Genomic DNA, 19,278 nt, shown 5'->3' on the forward strand with positions numbered 1-19,278 from the left:
TGAGCAAAAAGGGAATACTTTTTTGGAAAATTGTATAAGTATGCACAAAAAAACCGTTCATTTTATTATGAACGGTCGATTTCCAGTCATTAAATTGTATATTTTTTGCAAATATTAATGAATCAATCCCTCTTTTTCTAAAAATTGTTTCGCTACTCTTTCTGCACTTTTACCATTTACATTTACTTCATAATTCATTTTTCTCATATCTTCATCTGATATTTTCCCAGCAAGTTTATTTAATGTCTGTTCAAGTTCAGGATATTTATCAAGCGTTTCTTTTCTTAATAAAGGAGCTCCTTGGTAAGGTGGGAATAACCCTTTATCATCTTCTAGTACTTGGAGGCCATATTGTTCAAGTTCGCTGTCAGTAGAATAAGCATCAATAACAGTAACCTCCCCCGACTCAATTGCACCATATCGTAACTTCGGCTCCATTGTTGTTACGTTTGCAATCTGGAAATTATACAATTTTTGCATCCCTTTATAGCCGTCTTCCCGATCTGCAAACTCTAACGTAAATCCAGCCTTAACATTTGCTGCAACATTTCGTAAATCTGAGATTGTTTTCACATTATACTGCTCTGCAACTTTTCTTGGCATTGCAAGTGCATATGTATTGTTATATTCCATCGGCTTTAGCATCACCATATGATATTTCTTTTCCATCCCTAGGCGTGCTTGTTCATATACTTCTTTACGATTTGTACTTTTTGGGTCTTCTTTTACAAAAGTAGATAAAGCAGTCCCTGAAAATTCAGGATACATATCAATTTCCCCTGATTTTAAAGCTTCAAAAACAAATGCTGTTTTCCCAAGTCCTGGTTTCAATTCTACATCTAAATCAGTATCTTGCTCGATCAGCTGCTTATACATTTGAATTAAAATTTCTGGTTCAGCTCCCAGCTTTCCAGCAATCACAATATCTTTCTTTTGCGTATTCCATAGAAATGGTGCAGCTATAACAACTACAATGATACATATTGCCAATATAATTCGCTTAGGAGAGCGTCCAGTGCTTTCAAACATCCGAAGTACTCCGTCAAAGAATAAAGCTAACAATGCGGCTGGTACAGCCCCTAATACGATAAGAGCATGGTCATTTCGATCTATACCGAGTAAAATAAGTTTTCCAAGCCCTCCAGCTCCTATTAAAGCAGCTAACGTAGCTGTTCCGACAATCAATACCATTGCCGTACGAATTCCAGCCATTATAATTGGCAATGCAAGAGGAAGTTCTACTCTCCATAATCTTCTAAAGCTATTCATTCCCATCGCTCTTGCTGCTTCAATAAGCGATGCATCTAACTTACGGATTCCCGTATATGTATTTCGTAAAATTGGCAATAACGCATACACAACTAGCGCGATAATTGCTGGCACCTTTCCAATACCAACAAGCGGAATTAAAAGCCCTAGTAAAGCCAATGAGGGAATTGTTTGCATAACAGCGGATGTGCCTATAATAAACTCAGCAATTCGCTCTCTTCTCGTTAACAAAATACCGAGTGGAACTGCAATCATCACCGCAAAGAATAAAGAAATAAGTGAAATTTGTAAGTGCTCAATCAGCGCACTAAGTAATTCTAATTTTCGTTCTTGAAACGTTTGTAATAATGCAGACACGGTTTACCCCCTCTCCTTCATTTGTCCAGCCAAATATGCCACAATATGACGGCTCGTTAATGTCCCCACGTATTGCCCCTCTCTTTCAATCGGGATTGCCTCTTCTGCTTCCAAACGAATCAACGCCTCTTGTAGTGAAGCATGCAGAGATAGAGGTAAAACATCATTGTCTACTTTTCTATCACTCGCAAGTGGCAACACATTTTCAATGCTCTTCCCTTCATACCAAGGGCGAACACGATTTCCAATAAATTCTTCTACAAAATCATTTACTGGGTTATGTATGATTCCTTCCGGTGTATCTAATTGAACGATTTTTCCTTTTCTCATCACGCAAATACGATCACCAAGTGTTAACGCTTCTTGCATATCATGTGTCACGAACACGATTGTTTTTTGAATTTTTTTCTGTAATTCTACAATATCCTTTTGCAACTGTTCTCGGCTTAATGGATCTAGCGCGCTAAATGGTTCATCCATGAGAACGATTTTCGGGTTAGCAGCCAGTGCTCTTACCACTCCCACACGTTGCTTCTGTCCACCAGATAATTCATCAGGCATACGACTTCGATATACATCTGGATCTAATCCAACCATATCAAGTAACTCATCCACACGCTCTCGAACTTTTTCTTTACTCCATTTTCTCATTTCAGGTACAATCGCAATATTTTCAGCAATTGTCATATGTGGAAACAATGCAATTTGTTGCAGAACGTACCCGATATCCCAACGCAGTTCATGAATATTGTAATCTTGGATGTCTTTTCCATCGATAGAGATGGAACCTTCTGTCGTTTCAATTAAACGATTAATCATTTTCATCGTTGTTGTTTTTCCGCAACCACTCGGACCGATAAGGACAAAAAACTCTCCTTTTTTAATTTCTAAATGTAATGAATCTACTGCTTTTGTACCATCTTCATATGCTTTTGACACATGATTAAATCGAATCACAAATACAACTCCCTTATTATTGTTTCTTTCATTCTGATAGAATCTTTCCTTCTTTTCAAATGATACGCTTTTTATTCACGAAAAAAGAGCCCTTACTTGAGCTCTAATGATCGAATAATACTGTTTTAATAATTGCTGCATATTCACGTATATATGCTTTCTTCTCTGAACGCCTTGGCGTTGGTGCCGCGAGTGACTCCATCTGCATTCCTAAACGCTTAGCAATAATTTTTGTTCGATATAGATGATATGTATTACTCACAACTACCGCGTGCATTACATGATATAAATCCATGCTAAACTTTAGATTTTCATAAGTACTTGTCGAACGATCCTCAATGAAAATACGATTCTCTTCAATTCCATGTTTTATTAAATAATTTCGCATGCTATGTGCTTCAGGAATGTCCTCATCTTCACCTTGTCCTCCAGATACAATTACTTTTGTTTCCGGATGAGAATTTAAATACATTAAGGCTACATCCAGTCGATTTTGAAGAGATAAAGAAGGTTTATCCCCAAATAATTTTGCACCTAAAATTAATACATATGGAGCGTTATCACTTAACTTTTCACAGGCAACTTTTTTCATTCGATATGTCATATACATTATGCATAATGGTGGAAATAATAAGATAACAAGTAGTATCCATTTGTTCATATATAAGCTTACACTCCCTTTCTTTATATTATATAAAAAAAGAAAGGGAGACAGAAGTATTTTTTAGTGACTACGTTGTCCTGCGTTTTGAGCATTACGCCCTTTTTTAGAAGATGTTTGACACTGAGTTTGATTTCCTTTATGTTTCGCTGATCCTAACGCTTTCGTTTTTCCCATTTTGTTTCACATCCTCTTTTTATATGGTTCCTTTATAGATTTTGTATTTTCTCTCTCGTCATACAATGGATTTATTGGAAGTTTCTCCTTATTTCAAGAGTATTTTTTATTTTTGGGATATCAAGATAAAGTGAAACTTTAATCAGTGGGGTTTTCTTTCCCACACTGATTATTAGCCCTCACCAATCGGACTTTTACGGGCAGTTGATCTCCCACCTAACATCCTTATTTCTCTCTGCATCTTGAGGTGAGGATATTCCTTCCCGTTTATTCGGGATAAAAGGTTACATTTAGTGCATTCATTACATGCTTATAATTTAATATATATTAAATACAATAAGAATATTGTAATATGGTGAAAAGGAGATGATTTTATGTTGAAAATAGGACAAAACAAAGTACGTTTAATTTCAGGAATTAGCTTATTAATATTGGTTATGACTAATTCTTTTATAAAAAGTGATTCTTGGGTCATTTGTATAGATGTCATTTTAGTCTTGGTTAACTTATTTCTATTTATTATTTCTAGAGATATAACAAAAGCCGATTTACTTAGAAAAAAAGGTAAGTTAGATGAAATGAAATAATTTTGTGTTATTTTTAAGGATGAAAAGAGAAAGTAAATTTTTATTCAAAAGTTTTTATTTCTTTTAAGAATACATGAGATTCTGTAACTTCGATTCAAACTATGTATTATAATGAAATATGCGATAAAACCTATATCTAAAAAGGGGGCGATTCTATTATGTATAAACTCAAAACAACAGAAACCAACAATAGTGTAATCGAGTTTATTGAAAATGTTGACAGCCTAAAAAAACGAGAAGACGCATATCAGTTATTAGATATCTTTACTGAAACAACAGGTTATCCAGCAAAGATGTGGGGACCAAGCATAATTGGATTTGGTACATACCACTATAAATATGCATCTGGTCATGAAGGAGATGCACCATTAGTAGGCTTTTCCCCTCGTAAAGCCAAGATTAGTTTATATTTTGCGACGGGTGACCCTAAGCGAGAAGAATTATTAAAAGACTTTGGAAAACATACATCTGGAAAAGCGTGTATATACATTAATAAAGTAGCAGATATTGATCTTAATGTTCTAAAAGCATTAATTAAACAATCTGTCGGTTTTTTACAAGAAACGTATCCAGATCGTTAATATGTGTATAGCAATTAAACGAATGAAGCAACAGGTGTTTTGAATACAAGTCAAAAAAATACCACTTAAATAGAAAGTGGCAAATTTAACTTATTAGGAATATCAGCTTTAAAATGCGGAGTATGTTGTATAGAAAAAGAATATCCTTCTTGAACAAACGATAGTTCATTCTTACTAAACTGACAAGGTACATCATTTTGTCTTAGATGATTCTGAACCTTTTGTATGAAGTGTAGACTTGGTGTTCCAAATGAAACATGTATCTTTGGAGGCAAAGCTTTCATTGCAATTGGAATCCAAGTTCTCCCCTTCCAACTTGCAACAATATGGGCTGTGCCACCAATCATAAAGTTTAAAATTCCACCATCTTCAAATGTTTTCATGCATAAATTAGATTTTAGCCATTCTCTAAATATAGGTACATTTTCAACTGGGCAACCTATTTCTCTCATATAAAGAATGTTTAAAGGTGTATGTGGAACTAAAACACCTTCATCAATATATTTATGTGCAATAATCTCCAGAAGATTTCCATCCCCATCGCGAAAATATAAATTTAATCGATTATCCTCTTCATCAATGTCATGACCGTCTTCCCATTTTACAATAAGCAAACCAGATTCCTGAATCCGTTTTGCTGCTTCATAAAATTTTGAAAATGGTACTTGAAAAGCAAAATGAGCAGGTGAAATTGGCTCATATGCTTCTTCAAAAGATAAAGTTACATGTGGCGCTAATCGAAAACTTATCTGTTTATCCGTTTTTAATAAAATTGGGATCCCGAGGCGTTCTCCATATACTTGTTCTACGCCTTGAATAGATACTGTCTGTAATCTCAGCTCTGAAAAATGTGTAATCATCCTTATTCACCACCTTAATTTCCATACATAAAATCAATTTTATTAAAAATTCTTCTATTTATATCACTATTCTTTGGACCTTATTGATTGAAATCGTTTTCACAAAGGTGCTAGAGGCAATGAATAATAGAACATTGCCCTCTAAAAAATTATCACTCAACCCTTAATTGCTTTTTCACTTCTTTATACACGCTCATATATGCTTTTAACTCTTTGAAAAGATCATGAATTAATGGTTTTGCATCTTCACTAAGTTCACCATCTTGTACGTATAAACCGTCTAGTACAACTTGTTTTGGAATCGCATTTGCATATACGCCTCGCGCGACAATCCGCATGCTATTAAGCGCGTTTACACCGCCTTTTCCGCCGCCTGCAACCGCCAATAAAGCAACTGGTTTATGGACAAATTCACTGCTACTTAAGAAATCTAATGCATTTTTGAGCGCACCACTCATCGCATTATGATATTCAGGTGTGCAAAGGACAACACCATCAGCTTCTTTCACTATTGTTTTTAATTTAGTTACCGCTTCTAGTTCACGTTGTGATTCTTCACCGTTATATAAAGGCAATTGTTCTGTTGCTAAATCATATAACTCTCCTTCAAATTGTTCTGCAATATATTTTGCAATGACACGTGTTCTACCAAATTTACGTGGTGTTCCGTTAATTACAACTAATTTCATGTTTATTTCTCCCCTTTGTTTTAAGTTCTACTTCTATACTATCAGAAAATTCTACACAAAAAACAGTAAAAAGAGGGAAAAGCTTTGAGAAAATAGTATGAGAAATACAAAAAGAACTCATACTTTCGTATGAGTTCCTGATATATCAATTAATCATTCTTTACAACAGCGTGTCCGCCGAACTGATTTCAAAGTGCTGAAACAACTGTAGCTTTGAAATAAAGTCGTACTGTTTATAAAAAAGATGTACCGTTTTAAAGAAAGTTATACCGTTTACAAAAAAGTTGCACCGTTGTATTCCTTTTCGATTAAAGAATTCTAAGTGAGTTTTAATCAAACTTTTTAAAAAAAAATAACTCCTTCACAAAATTATACCCATCCATTTTGATTAATCTTTTTTTCAAAACGGGTCGGTTTCTTCTATTGTAAAATCAACATTTGTAGAACGATTTTAATTGAACTTTATTCCAAACCAACAATTTGCTCATCGTATTGTTGTGGGTTTGAAATAAAGTTTGATAATTTTTAAAAAAAGTCTGATCGTTTATAATAAATTAGAACTAACAAAAAAAACTCTGTAAAAATCATTTTACAGAGTTTTTTGCTAATTATTTATTGTTTTACATAACGAATATGAATGTTATCGTCCATGTGATAAATTTGTAACGTTTTACCATCGTAGTTTTCTATTTTATAAGATACAAAGCTAGTTTGTACCTTCACTTCTTGCCCGTCTTTCTTTGCTTTATCGACTACTAACATTACCTGTTTTGCATTAACATCTACTTTATATGTTCCTGATAAAATGTTATCTTCACTTGGATAAGAACCATTCGCATAAGTAACAAATGTTTTGTCACCTTTTAGTACTAGCGTAGTTTTTACTCCGTTACCAAAATCAATACCCCAATTACCGATGATTTCAGTACCGTCTTTGAGGTTATTCTGCACGTTTTTATACTGCATATCTCTTTCTTCTTGTGTACCAATTGTAGTACCTTCAAATATACCAGTTTTAGCTTGGCTATCAGATGTCTTAGTCTGACTAACACTAGCTAAACTTGTTGAATCAGAACTACTAGAAGAACTACTTGAAGTCGAACCACCATTAACTTCTGTCTTTAATTTATCAAATACAGGTTTCCAATGTGATTTGGCTTCCCTTAGAGAATTGTTTGCCTTATCAACACTTGTTCTAATAGAATCACTATTAGAGTCTTTATCATTAATTACCTTTTCTATATGCCCAAAAGTTTCCCTTAAACTTGTAACAGCTTTTAGTACTTCTTTATGGTCGTTCTTGTACTTAGAAGGAGCATCTATATGTTCCAGTTTATCAAATACTTTATTTAAGTCTTTAAGAGCATCTATAACTTCTGCTTTTGACTTACTTCCTTTATCATAATCTTTTACAGAAGAATCATAGTAATCTAAACGTCTTACTAAATCTTTCTCAATGTCTATCATAAATTGTGGATAATCTTCTGCTAAAACTCGAACCATTTGAACATCTTTACTTTCTTCTTTCGAGTTAGTTGATTTTTCCTTTGTTTCAGATGATTTACTTTCTGACTTAGCTGAACTTGTTCCTTCTGTCTTAGTTTCCTTACTTTCTTGTTTACTAGATTCAGCATTTGTTTTTTCTTTGTCTCCAAATAAACTAGTTACACTACAAGCTGACATAGAAACTACTAATCCAGATGCTAGTAAAATTTCACCTGTACTTTTTTAAAATTCTTCATATGATTTTCCAATTCTCCCTCTCAAAACATAAAATAGATGCGCTTTAGCCCCTTTAAAACTAAAAAACATACCACTTCTATATTTATCCTAAAATACCTTTATATGTATAACATTTTACAAGTAATTACAGATATGGTCAAAATTCATTCTAAATTAACGATGTTCATAAAAAAGATGCGATGCTTTATTCCTTCAAGTAAAAGATTCTAAGTGAGTTTTGATTAAACTTTTTTATAAAAATCTCATACTTAGTTAAAAAGAGTAACTCCATTTTTTTTATTAAAAGTCAAGATATTTCTTAAAACCCTTAATAACATTATATCTTTATTTAATGTCAGACATTTAAGGGGTAAATTATAAAGGATAGATAGAGCAGAATAAATTATGCTCTATCTATCCTTTTTTTGTACTACAAATGACCCCATTTACTACAACAAGAAATTGTAATGTTGTTGTACTAAAGCACCCGTTACTTTAAGTGTATTTCTTCACAATCTTATTTTTAAAATTAGAAAAAGATTTTACTCTTTTTTAAAAATAAAGCCAGTAGTTAATCAACGAGGGTTCAATCTCAATATTTTCTTGATTTAATGATAATAGAAGATGGTCTCCGTTTTTCATTTATTAATTCTGGCATTTTTTCTAATCCTGTTGGAGTTGACTCTGGCTCAATAATTTTCTCAATTACAAGACCGTTGTCTATAAGAGTATTAATTAATGTTGAAATTGTTCTGTGATATTTAACAACACCATCTATCCACCAATGTTCCTCCCTTTTTCCTTCTTCTTGGTAATTATCTAATGCCCAATGCAATCTGTTTCCATTATTATCTTCAAACCAATTATTCATTTCCTTTCGAGCTGTTACTATTGGATGTTCTGTTGAAAAGATAAATTCACCATCATTTTTTAACAGACCTCTTATTTTCTTAATTAGATGTGAGTAATCTTCTATGTAATGTATAACTAAAGAACTTGTTATTAAGTCGAATTTTTGATTTGGCAAATTAAGTTCTTCTATTGGTACACACATATAATCTATTTTTTCGTTTTTGTTATACATTTCAGCTTGTTCAATCATATTTCTTGAGATGTCCACTCCTATAACTTTCGCGGCACCATTTTCTACACAGTACATAGAAAAATGACCAGTTCCACATCCCAAATCTAATACAGACTTATCTGTAAGATTAGCAATTATAGATTTAATTGCTGGCTGTTCAACAAAATCATTAAAGCTGAATCCAGTTTCACGTAATGACTTATACTTTTTAAAGAAAAACGGATTATCATAAATGTTTTGTTTCATTATATACCTCCTATAATACAATCTATATTTTTTATATTCTAGGGGGCATCCGAAAATTCCTATATTAACCAAAATACACTTAAACTAACCTGCCCCGTTAGTTTAATAAGAATAGGTGATACCTTTCCGTACATTACCTATTTAAATGATTCGAAGTAACTCGAAACCCATTTAGTGTTATTTTCTGCAATATATTCTTCTGCAAGAATTAGCCTTTGGGCAAGTTCTTTCTTAGATAATTTCATATATTTCTTTTGGAGATTATTTAGATTACGGTTTGGTTTTATTTTATGAAATTCAATATTCTCGGTGGTAATTGAACGGTTAAATGTATTATTTTTGCTATTCATTTTTTGCTTATGAGTTTTACTATGTTGCTTGTAATACTCATATAAATGTTCGTTTGAACGGATAGTGTTTGGATGAATTCCTTTCCCTTCGGGATCAATTTCTTTCGATTGTTCAGCAATTGTTGTATAAGTGATAGGATGGCCTTTTTTAATCAATTGATCAATTGATTGTTTACCTATTTGTACTGAACGATTGCTACGCCTTTGATGACTTTCTTTAAGCCAAACTGGTTCATTTTTTGAATTGAATGTCTGGCTCATACTTTTGTTCCTCCCTATACTTTTCAATGAGTTCTATTTCTTTCAATTCATTACGTGCGTGTTTTCGCATCGCTTTTGCTTTCTTAACTTCAACTGTTAAATTCATTGCACTATATCGTTTCTCCATATCTTTCGATAGCTCAATAACCTCTAATACTTCGTGTTTCTTTTCAGGTTGTGGGATTTTTGCTTGGCAACCTAAACACGCCATTTTAATTGGACAGACGTGATCTGTGACACACGTTCCGCCTATAACATTATTGAACACGCCAACCTTTTCTTTATACTCCTCAAGCTCTTTTTCAAGTTCTTCAGGATTTCGCAATACAGCTTCATCAATATCGATATAATCAGATGTAACATCGTGTAAATCACTTACTGATTGAGCCACTTGGCTTGGTGTAGGCTCAGAGTAATAACCAGTTACACCTACATCTCGTTGGTGTAATATCTTTGCTACAATGTCTATCGGTAACTTTTGTCGCTGAACAGCTTCGGTAGCAAAAGCGTGCCGTAAAAGGTGTGTTTTCACTACAACAGGTTTACCTTCTTGTGTTTCCATATGTTGACCGTGTAATAAAAAACGGAGAGATGACCAAACTCCAAATTCTCCTAATGCTTTATTGTGATACTGAAAAAAATATGGTTTAGGTTTAGGAAATAGATGTTTCCGAACTCCTCGATATTTCACACTTGGTATTTTATCAGTACCATAATGATTTCTTAACATAAGCCCGACCGATTGTATTATTTTTATTGTTTGTTCGCTGATATAAAAAGCTTCTAATTCGTCACGACCTTTCGGAATAGCGTAAAAAGAAAAACGCAATTTTTTATCAACTTTAACTGTACGGATACATTCCTTTGTATTACTAATTTGTAATAATTCATTTATTCTGGTGCCAGTAGTAGTACATATATCTAATGCCAATAAACCGAAGGTCGCTGCTGCATATATAGGTTCTACATCAAACAAAATACCTTCGGTTTTGTCTTTATGGAGAGAAACAAAGGTGCTTGATGTGAGTATTCCTTTATGTTTGGAGTTAAAGGGTTCAGGATTACTATTAGAATTATCTCTTCCATAGCCCCATAAAAAAAGAAGGTCTCGTTTATGTTTTAACTCATTATCATTCAAATTTTGAAACCACTGTCCAATAAGATTATTTTCAAATAGCTCTATAAACCATAGACCTTCGGCTTCCTCATCATCTTCCAACCGTTCTGCTTTAATAAACTCTACGAAGTAATGATTGTTTTCCTCTGAATAAACTCCTTTACGATTAAGTGCTGCTTTTAAAGTGGAAGCATTAAATTGTTCTTTATGACTTAATACAAACGAAGGCTTGTCCCACAGACGAAAATAAAAGCGTTCACCGACCCGTTCTGGTTCATCGTAATAGAAATCTAAGGGCAGAACTACATTTGGTGTTTTTGCTTGCTCACAGACTTTTAAATAGGTTTGCCGCAGTCGAGTTATTTGATTCCAACGAAAATGTCCTTCTGCTCGTATTTGAGGAAGAAAAGGCACGATAGCATCTGTTTCACTCTTACGAGTGTTTTGAGCTTGTTCTTTCGCTGCTTTAGTAAAAGAAAACTCTCTTGAATCGTAAGTTGGCATTGGAAATACAAATCGATGAAAGTATTCTTGTTGTTCATTAAGTATTTTGGTTAAAACCCATTTCTTTGTTGTGTAAGAGCAAGTTCTGTACCTAGTTAAAAATTCAGCCCTAGCAATATCTGAGTGTTGTTTTAAAATAGAACCTTTAAAGTATTGATACATATGTGTTTCAACATCATATTCTTCCCAATCAGTCAAATTAAAGTAAATAAACAAATCTCTCAACCGTGAGTTAATATGTTGAATCATAGTTACAATCGTTTCAACATTTAAATTTCTTTCTTTAAATACTAACAAAGCAAGGAATAAATGGTTGTTCCAAGGCTTGTCTACCATTTTATTAATATAGTATTTCAAATATCTTTCATCCATTTTGTCTAGTAAAAAAACGTCTCTTGCATCACAAAAATGCAATAGTTGTTCATCAACTTTACCCAATAGTTTCTCGTAAAAAGGTGATTGAGGTATACGGGTTGATATTGTCAGTGTAATCACTCCAATCCATCTAAAAAGTCTTGTAGATCAGGATCTAATTCAACAGTTTTGATGCTTTCCACAGCTGTTAGAGTAGGCTTTTTCTTTCGGCGGTGTTTTTTTTGCTCCATATACTCTTTTTCTGACTCTGCCATATTTTCCAACATTTGATCGTGAGCTTCACGATTCTTTTCTTCATCAAAATAATGTTCGTAAACTTTTATGGTATCTGCATTTTTCCACTTTATGTACTTAATAAGTTCATTTGTCCTTTGTTTAATTTCAGCTTCTGTTTTGGAAGTGTTATATATCTCTCGTAACCTAGTGGTAACAAACCAGTGTCGTGTTTTATGCGGATTTAACTTAATCTTGCATTCTTCTATAGCCCTGCTCCAGTGGTAATACCAAGCTTCATATGAAAAGGGTGTTCCAAGTTCCGTAAGGAATATAGGAGTATCATCTGGCAATGTATCAAAGGCTCGTTGTAACTCGTCATACTTCACACGCTCTTTATTGATGTATCGCATCAACAACTTTACAGTATTTTTGCTAAATCGAATAAATTTCACTCTTTTGCCGTGACTTCCTTTATTAAACGCACTGGCTTCTTGAAAACTTTTACGTGAGCGATAATCGCCAATAGTTAATTCTATAACCTCTGATGCTCTTGCTCCTGTTTCAAAAAGCATACGAGCTATAACCAATTCCCTCAGTGACCAGTTCACCTTTTTCCCTGCTTGATAGACCTGAGAAGGAAGGTAAGGATCATCAATAATTTCAGGCTGCCACTCTTCATTAATTAGCTTAAAATATGAATCCGTTAGCCTTCTATGTGGTATAGCATCTTCCGTTCCAGCTTCAGATGGCATACGAGGTTTATCCTTTCTTACACCTTCGGTTTGACTTTTATATTCATCTAAAATCGCATAAGAATCGATTAAAGGATTTGAATAATTATACTGCTTTAATCGAATAAGAGATTTATAGAATGATTTCAACGCCGATAGAAAACGGTTTACCGTATTAGGGCTTTTGCTTGTACGATTAACAAATCGAAAGGTGTCTTTTTCACGAACTTTACACCCCATTTCATTCATTAAATAATCTTCAACAGCTGTTCGTATTGTTTCAGGAGGTTCATTCCACTGAATTCGTTTACCCTGGAAGTTACTTGAATCGTCTAGCCACCTAAAGAAAGGAAGCAGACAATTCAAATACGAAAGGGCAAAGCTTTTGTCTATTCTCCCTATACAATCGTGGTAATGTTCTATCAAAGGAAGAAATGGCTCATTTTTACCGTTAAAAACCAATAATTCATAGCGACTTTCAATCCCTTCGGGGCAATAGTGATACTGATATTTTGTCATAAAATCACCTACTTACTTTATTACATATTGTTAATTACCTATTCTTCAAGCCAATTATAAAAAGGAACCCTTCGCTTATAAGGTTCATTATTTGAATTTGTTACATTACTGATGTCCTGCTGTGATAAATCATATAATCTTTTACTTTGTGTTTTTGGTAACTTTACAGGAACAGAAGTGGGACTCCAGTTCTCACGAACTGCTTTTTTAATAAATCCGTCAGGATTTTTAACTTTTGTTGTCGATTGCTGCATTATAAGGAGTATCTCCAACGTTCGTTTAATTCCTATAATAGAAAGAACAGATAAAATATCATTGTTAGGAGAAGTAAGGGTAACAGCTTCATATGCCAATTTAACTAACTCTGTTTCTTCGACATCAGATTTCACTTCTGGTTGTTCAATTGTTCCGGCGGGATCAACAACTTTTTTTAAATTTAATAAGTCACTTTCAGGAATTTTCCATCCTTCTTTGTCGCTATTTCTAAATGAATTAGGTAGTTTACCAGAACGAAGCCACCGTTTTATTGTTTCCTCGTGCTTTCCTAGGATTTCAGCTACCTCTTTTACTGAATATATTTTTGTCATTACAACACCCCTCATAAGAATGTATGTTCCTATTATAGTACAACACAATTGTTGCTGTGAATAATTAACTTTATTACATAGTTGTGGTAGTAAATGAGGTCATTTAGAGGTCTAATAAACAAAAAAAGTACACCACTATATATAAGTGATGTACTTAATTTTTATTTAATGTCTGACATTAAAGACAAACACTTACTCTGTATATAAAGAGTTACAATCACTTGTCTTTAATTTTACAGAGTAGATCAATCTTTTTTTCAAAATGGAGTTTTTGTTGTTGCTGTTAAATAAAGGTTTGTGACTTCATTTTTATCAAACTTTATTCCAAAGCAACAACAACAACTATAGTCGCTTCTGAACTACTAGTAACTTCAGCTAATTCCGTAATTGATTTATGTACAGCATCTTGCGGATGTTTAATAGTATGTTCAGCAATACTTCGAAGCTTCGGTGATAAACCATTTAATGAAGCCCGAATCTTTCCTATTCCACTTTTTGTACCAGACATGATGTATCTTCCCCTTCCATAGTAGCTCTATCGTACCTAATTATCGAAAGAAGAAAAATCTTTATTGGATATTGTTATGTATTTTATATGCTTTTGTATATTTTGCAGTGACGTCTTTATACCGTAATAATCCTGTTCTTATATTGACTTCTACCTCTTCATCAATATATGTAGTACGGCATGTTATCGTTTCATTTTACATGCGACTAGGCAAAATTTTAAACTTATATAATACTCCGTAACGTTTTGGAATCGTAACATAGAATTGGTTATTTGAACTTGTAATCTGAATCGCTTCATTGTTTTCTGTTATGTATTCTCCTACACATTCGGATAGATTTAAACAATTTTGTTCATACGAGCGTATAGCTACTGGCACCTCAACATCTTCCTATACAACACCATTTTTCACAGCATACAAAGCCGCTTGCGTCCGATCATCTACTTCTAATTTAGCAAGTACATTTGAAACATGTGTTTTAACTGTCTGTTCTGTAATATGAAGCTCTGCTGCAATTTCTTTATTACTTCTTCCTTTCACAATTTCACGCAATACTTCTTTTTCCCTTTTTGTCAGCATAGAAAAACTATCTTTTTTTTCCTCTTTCACTGCCGGTCGTCCTAACAAAGCAGGCGTTACTTTCGGATGGAAATTTGCATTGCCTTGATGTACAGCAATAATAGAAGCAACAAGTTGATCTGGCTGTACTTCTTTTAGTTGATAACCATCCGCACCAGCTTCCATCGCTGGAAGAACGTAATCTTGCTCTGAAAAACTGCTTAACATAAGGATTTTAATTGTCGCATCATATTGCTTCAATCTTTTTGTCGCTTCAATTCCATCCATTTTCGGCATTGATAAATCCATTAATACTACATCTGGCCTTTCTTTTCGAACAAACGCTAACGCCTCTTCCCCATTCTCTGCTTCTCCTATAATTTCAAATTCCTCTTTCGTTTTTAAGAAGAATACAAGTCCCCTTCGCACAATATGATGATCCTCTACAAGTAATAATTTAATTTTCAATGTGTTTCTCCCTTTCAAACCGGTAATTGAATCTCAATCTTTGTCCCCTGTCCCGGTTTCGTTCTTATTCGAAATGTTCCTTTCATCAATTCAATTCGTTCTTTCATACTTTTTAAACCAAGTGCTGAATCTCTCACTGTTTCTCTAATAAACCCAATGCCGTCATCTTCAATTTGAAAGTTCAACTTATTATTTTCTATTTTCAAGCTAACAGATACTCTCTCACATGAAGCATGTTTTTTACAATTATGTAAGGCTTCCTGACTCACACGCCACAGTACTTCTTCTATTTCATCACCAATTGAAATAACTCCATCAATTCGAATTGCTACTTGAATACCTAATAGCTTTCCGTAATTCTGTACTGCTTCTGCAAGCCCTTTTTCTAATCCTTCTGGCCGTAATTGCCAAATTAATAATGTCATCTCTTGCAGCGCTACTTGCGATAATTCCCCTATGTAACGGAGCATCTCTTGTAATTCTTTGTCCTTTGCCATATCAAGAGTCCCTCTAGCAGTTAACATAATAGAAAATAGCAATTGTTTCACCGAATCGTGTAAATCACGTGCGAGTCGATTTCTCTCCGCTACAATTACATATTTGCGCTCTTTCTCAACTAGCCTAATTCGTTGTATCGTTGTTCCAATTTGGAATGCAATCGCCTCTAATAACGCTAGTTCTTCTTCTGAAAAATGTGTTTTATGAGGTGAAGCAACATTTAATAAACCGAACTTCTCGCTGCCAGCACGAAGAGGAATCGTCGCATGGTGTGTAATCTCTTCGGTCTCTCCCCAATTATATTCAATAGCATCTTCAATTCGTTTACACTCAATGATATTTGTTGCCTTTTCTAAACGTCCATTTACGAATCGATTCACGCACCAACAATCTCCTTCACACATCGGCTTCTTTTCCCGCCATGTGAGTGCTGGTGGCAAATTCCTATCAACAAGCATACGATGCGTTCCTTTTTCATCAATAAAAAAAATCCAACCTGTTTGTAAATTCATAACTTGCAATAATGTATGTAATACTTTTTCCAACATTTCCTGTAAATCAGTTGCCTCATTTAACAACTCTGCAATTTCTTTTAACGCCTCTAACCGGCGCATTTGCTTTTCATCATAATTCATGTTCATCACCAACTACCATTATAACATTAAGAAATTTCTAAATACTATAAATTAAAAAAGAAGCTGAATGTATCAGCTTCTTCACTCTATATCAATAACTTTTCGATTTGTTGTATTTGTTTACTAATCTTGCAGTTCCGAACGACCAAGAGCCGTCTAAGTATTGTTCCATTCCTTTTATCCCGCATTTTTGTTTCTCTTCACTGCACTTCGGCATGTAAACAAGACTTAAAGTGTCCAATTGCAAACTCATGTCCTTGTTCATTAAAAGAAGCCACTGCTTTTTCATGTACAACGATGTGAAATCCTTTATTATAAGCATCCACTGCTGTATGTAGAACACAAATATCCGTACATACACCAACAAGGTGGACTTCTTGTATTCCTCTTTCTCTTAGTTTCATTTCTAAGTCCGTTCCAGCAAAAGCACTATAACGTGTTTTGTCCATATAGTATACATTCTCATTGTCTTGATATTTTTCATACACCTTTTGTAACTCTCCGTATAAATCTCTTCCTTTTGTTCCCGCTATATTATGTGGTGGAAATAATTGTGTCTCAGGATGATAGGAATCATTCTTTTCATGTTTATCAATGGCAAACACAACATAATCTCCGTTTTCAATATACTGCTTCGTAATCGCTACAAGATGCTGTTCAATATCTTGTCCCGGCTTTCCACACGTTAAAGCACCATCTTCTGCTACAAAATCATATGTATAATCAATATTTATAAGAGCACGTTTCATCACTCATTCTCCTCCCTACTCGTTTCACGCTAAACAATAGAAAACGTGTTTTTACGACGCAATATATTTTATTCGACATTTTCAAACAAATCCCTACGAAACATTTATATTTAAAGTATAGGTATATATATTATCACTTTCATTTTATTTGGATATATTGATTGCAATACATCGGTAATTTCAAAATCTGGTCCTTCTCTTCTTTCATAATTCGAGTTTGGTAGCCATGTACCATAAATATACCTTCTCGTATTTTGAACTAAATCAGTCGAACCATTTACTTTGAATTCAGCATATTTACCTTCTGGAATTTCAAAATTAACAAACCCATCGTCTAATTCTGCAGCACTCCCCTGTACTTCTTCTCCAATAATGAACGAAAAATTACCATCATCATGAAAATTACATGCGATACCATATGACATATTAGGTGCAATTTTCTCAAGAATCCTCAAATAATATTCATTACTTCCAAAGTCAAAATAAAATTTTGGAATTTCCTCAAAGTATTTTTCATTGTTTAGATTAGTTTTATATTCAAAACCGATAATATCCCTTTTGCTTAGTTGTACAATATTAGGTTTATTCATAATCAAGTCTCCCTTCATCTCCTTTTTATAGTCAAAAAAATTCATTTTAGCTTGTAAATGTAAAGCGATTTCTGACTTTCGATATTTAGCAGGAGTCATTCCAAAATAATTTACAAATGCCCGTGTAAATGCCTCTTGTGAGTTATATTGAAAATCAATCGCAATTTCTAATATATTCTTTCTTGTTTCCCTTAATGAAATGGCAGCTTCAGATAGCCTTCTATTTCTTATATATTCTTGTACAGAAAAACCTGTAATCGCTTGAAACAGCCTTTGAAAATGAAACGGAGAAAAACAAGATTGCGAAGAAACTTCAACAACATTAAGTCTGTCCTGTAGATTGCTTTCAATAAATTCAATAGAGTTTTGGATTTTTTCGAAATAATCCATCTTCACTCCCCCCTCTTTTAATCTATTTTATATTTTCATCAAAATATTTTTTGATAATTTGTGCTAATTCTTATTGTAACTTATTCAAATTCTTCTTAATGTGTATTTATAAAAAGATAAATTGAAACTTTAATCAGTGGGGGATTCTCCATCCTCCATTAATTATTTCCCCTCACCAATCGGGCTTTTATGGGCAGTTACTCTCCCGCCTAATTTCTTTATTTTCACCGAATTTTGAGGTGGGAGTCTTACTGCCCGCAAATGGTAGAATCGGAATAAAAACCAAAAAGGTACATCACTCTTTATCGTGATGTACCTTTCCCTCTCTAACATAACAGAGTATTACCTTTTTAATGTGCAGGTTTATTTTCAAATTTAGCCTGTACAAAGTTAATAACTTTTCCCGCTGGATCATTATTTTCAAATTGAACTGCAGTTATTGTATGATACCCTTTCTCTAACGTTTTTTGTTTTAATTCTACTGTTGTCTGCGTCATGCTAGTAACATGATGTTTATCTTCAAATATATTATCTACGAATACGAATGTTTCTTTATCATTTTGAAAATCGGCAAGTTCTAATTCAACTTGCTGAATTAGAGTATCCTTCTTTACAAATACAGTTGGTATCTTCCCATCTTCAGAAGTACCATCTGGCGTGATTACTTTTACTTTCCCTTCACCAATTGGCATTGTTCCCTCTGGAAAAGGAGTCACACTCTCATCACTTGCATTTACAACTTGTTCTTCTTTTACTGGCTGAGTTTCTTCTTTTCCATTCGGGACACCACACCCCACCAGTAACAAAGCAGACAATCCAGTGATTATGAATTTCTTCAAAATTCATCCCCCCTGTAAATTTATTCTTTATTTATTATACAGAAATAATTATCTGTTCTAAGTTCAGTTTTTTAAACTTCCGTGAACAAACATTCTGTTCATCATTACTGTACCATACTTTCTTTTTTAACATCATTAATTTTTTCAAGAAATAATTAGAAATTCCTTCTTACTCTCCATTCTAGCCCATTA

Annotated in this window: 18 protein-coding genes and 2 pseudogenes; 2 read left to right on the top strand and 18 right to left on the bottom strand. The window is 33.7% G+C overall.

What is annotated here, in order from left to right:
- Positions 1 to 114 precede the first annotated feature (114 nt).
- The 3 genes from C564_RS0118910 to C564_RS0118920 all read right to left on the bottom strand — a co-directional run bounded on the left by C564_RS0118910 (position 115) and on the right by C564_RS0118920 (position 3,244).
- Positions 115 to 1,626: an ABC transporter permease/substrate-binding protein gene (locus C564_RS0118910; protein ID WP_018766399.1), complete on the bottom strand. Its 1,512-nt coding sequence runs from the start codon at positions 1,624 to 1,626 to the stop codon at positions 115 to 117.
- A 3-nt stretch (positions 1,627 to 1,629) separates the two neighbouring features.
- Complete coding sequence (locus tag C564_RS0118915) at positions 1,630 to 2,583, bottom strand: ABC transporter ATP-binding protein (protein WP_018766400.1); 954 nt, start codon at positions 2,581 to 2,583, stop codon at positions 1,630 to 1,632.
- A gap of 103 nt (positions 2,584 to 2,686) precedes the next feature.
- Positions 2,687 to 3,244: a YdcF family protein gene (locus C564_RS0118920; protein WP_006094751.1), complete on the bottom strand. Its 558-nt coding sequence runs from the start codon at positions 3,242 to 3,244 to the stop codon at positions 2,687 to 2,689.
- 551 nt (positions 3,245 to 3,795) lie between these two features.
- Here C564_RS0118920 and C564_RS0118930 point away from each other — a divergent pair.
- Entirely contained in the window at positions 3,796 to 4,008 is a 213-nt protein-coding gene (locus C564_RS0118930; RefSeq protein ID WP_003197440.1) for a hypothetical protein, read from the top strand.
- Positions 4,009 to 4,166: 158 nt separating this feature from the next.
- A complete protein-coding gene (locus C564_RS0118935; protein ID WP_006094749.1) occupies positions 4,167 to 4,589 on the top strand; it encodes a DUF1801 domain-containing protein in 423 nt (140 codons plus the stop codon).
- A gap of 65 nt (positions 4,590 to 4,654) precedes the next feature.
- Here the strand turns inward: C564_RS0118935 and C564_RS0118940 are convergent, their stop codons facing one another.
- From C564_RS0118940 to C564_RS0119010, 15 genes and pseudogenes are all read right to left on the bottom strand, one after another.
- Positions 4,655 to 5,449 carry a glyoxalase gene (locus tag C564_RS0118940; RefSeq protein ID WP_018766402.1) on the bottom strand — a complete coding sequence of 265 codons (795 nt, stop codon included), beginning with the start codon at positions 5,447 to 5,449 and terminating at the stop codon, positions 4,655 to 4,657.
- Between the two features lie 152 nt (positions 5,450 to 5,601).
- Positions 5,602 to 6,138, bottom strand: coding sequence for an NADPH-dependent FMN reductase (locus C564_RS0118945; RefSeq protein ID WP_018766403.1), 537 nt, complete (start codon positions 6,136 to 6,138; stop codon positions 5,602 to 5,604).
- 612 nt (positions 6,139 to 6,750) lie between these two features.
- Positions 6,751 to 7,892, bottom strand: a pseudogene (locus tag C564_RS0118950) (DUF3994 domain-containing protein).
- Positions 7,893 to 8,452: 560 nt separating this feature from the next.
- The gene (locus tag C564_RS0118955; protein WP_018766405.1) at positions 8,453 to 9,190 is read right to left on the bottom strand and encodes a class I SAM-dependent methyltransferase; all 738 of its coding nucleotides are present in this window, start codon (positions 9,188 to 9,190) and stop codon (positions 8,453 to 8,455) included.
- A 137-nt stretch (positions 9,191 to 9,327) separates the two neighbouring features.
- A complete protein-coding gene (locus C564_RS0118960) occupies positions 9,328 to 9,801 on the bottom strand; it encodes a hypothetical protein (protein WP_018766406.1) in 474 nt (157 codons plus the stop codon).
- Positions 9,773 to 11,908 (bottom strand): site-specific integrase, encoded by a 2,136-nt coding sequence (locus C564_RS0118965; protein ID WP_026008624.1) that lies wholly within the window; start codon positions 11,906 to 11,908, stop codon positions 9,773 to 9,775. The genes C564_RS0118960 and C564_RS0118965 overlap by 29 nt, the downstream gene beginning before the upstream one ends.
- A gap of 5 nt (positions 11,909 to 11,913) precedes the next feature.
- Complete coding sequence (locus C564_RS0118970) at positions 11,914 to 13,263, bottom strand: tyrosine-type recombinase/integrase (protein WP_018766408.1); 1,350 nt, start codon at positions 13,261 to 13,263, stop codon at positions 11,914 to 11,916.
- Between the two features lie 38 nt (positions 13,264 to 13,301).
- Positions 13,302 to 13,850, bottom strand: a complete 549-nt coding sequence (locus C564_RS0118975) for a helix-turn-helix domain-containing protein (protein WP_018766409.1) — start codon at positions 13,848 to 13,850, stop codon at positions 13,302 to 13,304.
- 343 nt (positions 13,851 to 14,193) lie between these two features.
- Positions 14,194 to 14,358 (bottom strand): annotated as a pseudogene (locus C564_RS0118980) (MurR/RpiR family transcriptional regulator); the annotation flags it as partial.
- A 196-nt stretch (positions 14,359 to 14,554) separates the two neighbouring features.
- Positions 14,555 to 14,737 (bottom strand): hypothetical protein, encoded by a 183-nt coding sequence (locus C564_RS0118985; RefSeq protein WP_018766411.1) that lies wholly within the window; start codon positions 14,735 to 14,737, stop codon positions 14,555 to 14,557.
- Positions 14,738 to 14,749: 12 nt separating this feature from the next.
- Complete coding sequence (locus tag C564_RS0118990) at positions 14,750 to 15,385, bottom strand: response regulator (protein WP_026008626.1); 636 nt, start codon at positions 15,383 to 15,385, stop codon at positions 14,750 to 14,752.
- A 14-nt stretch (positions 15,386 to 15,399) separates the two neighbouring features.
- The gene (locus C564_RS0118995; RefSeq protein WP_018766413.1) at positions 15,400 to 16,518 is read right to left on the bottom strand and encodes a GAF domain-containing sensor histidine kinase; all 1,119 of its coding nucleotides are present in this window, start codon (positions 16,516 to 16,518) and stop codon (positions 15,400 to 15,402) included.
- 200 nt (positions 16,519 to 16,718) lie between these two features.
- Entirely contained in the window at positions 16,719 to 17,267 is a 549-nt protein-coding gene (locus C564_RS0119000; RefSeq protein WP_018766414.1) for a cysteine hydrolase family protein, read from the bottom strand.
- Between the two features lie 110 nt (positions 17,268 to 17,377).
- Positions 17,378 to 18,247: an AraC family transcriptional regulator gene (locus C564_RS0119005; protein ID WP_018766415.1), complete on the bottom strand. Its 870-nt coding sequence runs from the start codon at positions 18,245 to 18,247 to the stop codon at positions 17,378 to 17,380.
- A gap of 350 nt (positions 18,248 to 18,597) precedes the next feature.
- Positions 18,598 to 19,086 (bottom strand): hypothetical protein, encoded by a 489-nt coding sequence (locus C564_RS0119010; protein WP_018766416.1) that lies wholly within the window; start codon positions 19,084 to 19,086, stop codon positions 18,598 to 18,600.
- Positions 19,087 to 19,278: the final 192 nt, after the last annotated feature.

Source organism: Bacillus sp. 105MF, assembly GCF_000374885.1.
Lineage (GTDB): Bacteria > Bacillota > Bacilli > Bacillales > Bacillaceae_G > Bacillus_A > Bacillus_A pseudomycoides.

Bases quoted from the DNA above. Each gene is read 5' to 3' on its own strand.
- C564_RS0118970 (WP_018766408.1), bottom strand. From the start codon at position 13,263: ATGACAAAATATCAGTATCACTATTGCCCCGAAGGGATTGAAAGTCGC.
- C564_RS0118960 (WP_018766406.1), bottom strand. From the start codon at position 9,801: ATGAGCCAGACATTCAATTCAAAAAATGAACCAGTTTGGCTTAAAGAA.
- C564_RS0118930 (WP_003197440.1), top strand. From the start codon at position 3,796: ATGTTGAAAATAGGACAAAACAAAGTACGTTTAATTTCAGGAATTAGC.
- C564_RS0118920 (WP_006094751.1), bottom strand. From the start codon at position 3,244: ATGAACAAATGGATACTACTTGTTATCTTATTATTTCCACCATTATGC.
- C564_RS0119005 (WP_018766415.1), bottom strand. From the start codon at position 18,247: ATGGATTATTTCGAAAAAATCCAAAACTCTATTGAATTTATTGAAAGC.
- C564_RS0118940 (WP_018766402.1), bottom strand. From the start codon at position 5,449: ATGATTACACATTTTTCAGAGCTGAGATTACAGACAGTATCTATTCAA.
- C564_RS0118995 (WP_018766413.1), bottom strand. From the start codon at position 16,518: ATGAATTATGATGAAAAGCAAATGCGCCGGTTAGAGGCGTTAAAAGAA.
- C564_RS0118945 (WP_018766403.1), bottom strand. From the start codon at position 6,138: ATGAAATTAGTTGTAATTAACGGAACACCACGTAAATTTGGTAGAACA.
- C564_RS0118955 (WP_018766405.1), bottom strand. From the start codon at position 9,190: ATGAAACAAAACATTTATGATAATCCGTTTTTCTTTAAAAAGTATAAG.
- C564_RS0118935 (WP_006094749.1), top strand. From the start codon at position 4,167: ATGTATAAACTCAAAACAACAGAAACCAACAATAGTGTAATCGAGTTT.
- C564_RS0118975 (WP_018766409.1), bottom strand. From the start codon at position 13,850: ATGACAAAAATATATTCAGTAAAAGAGGTAGCTGAAATCCTAGGAAAG.
- C564_RS0119000 (WP_018766414.1), bottom strand. From the start codon at position 17,267: ATGAAACGTGCTCTTATAAATATTGATTATACATATGATTTTGTAGCA.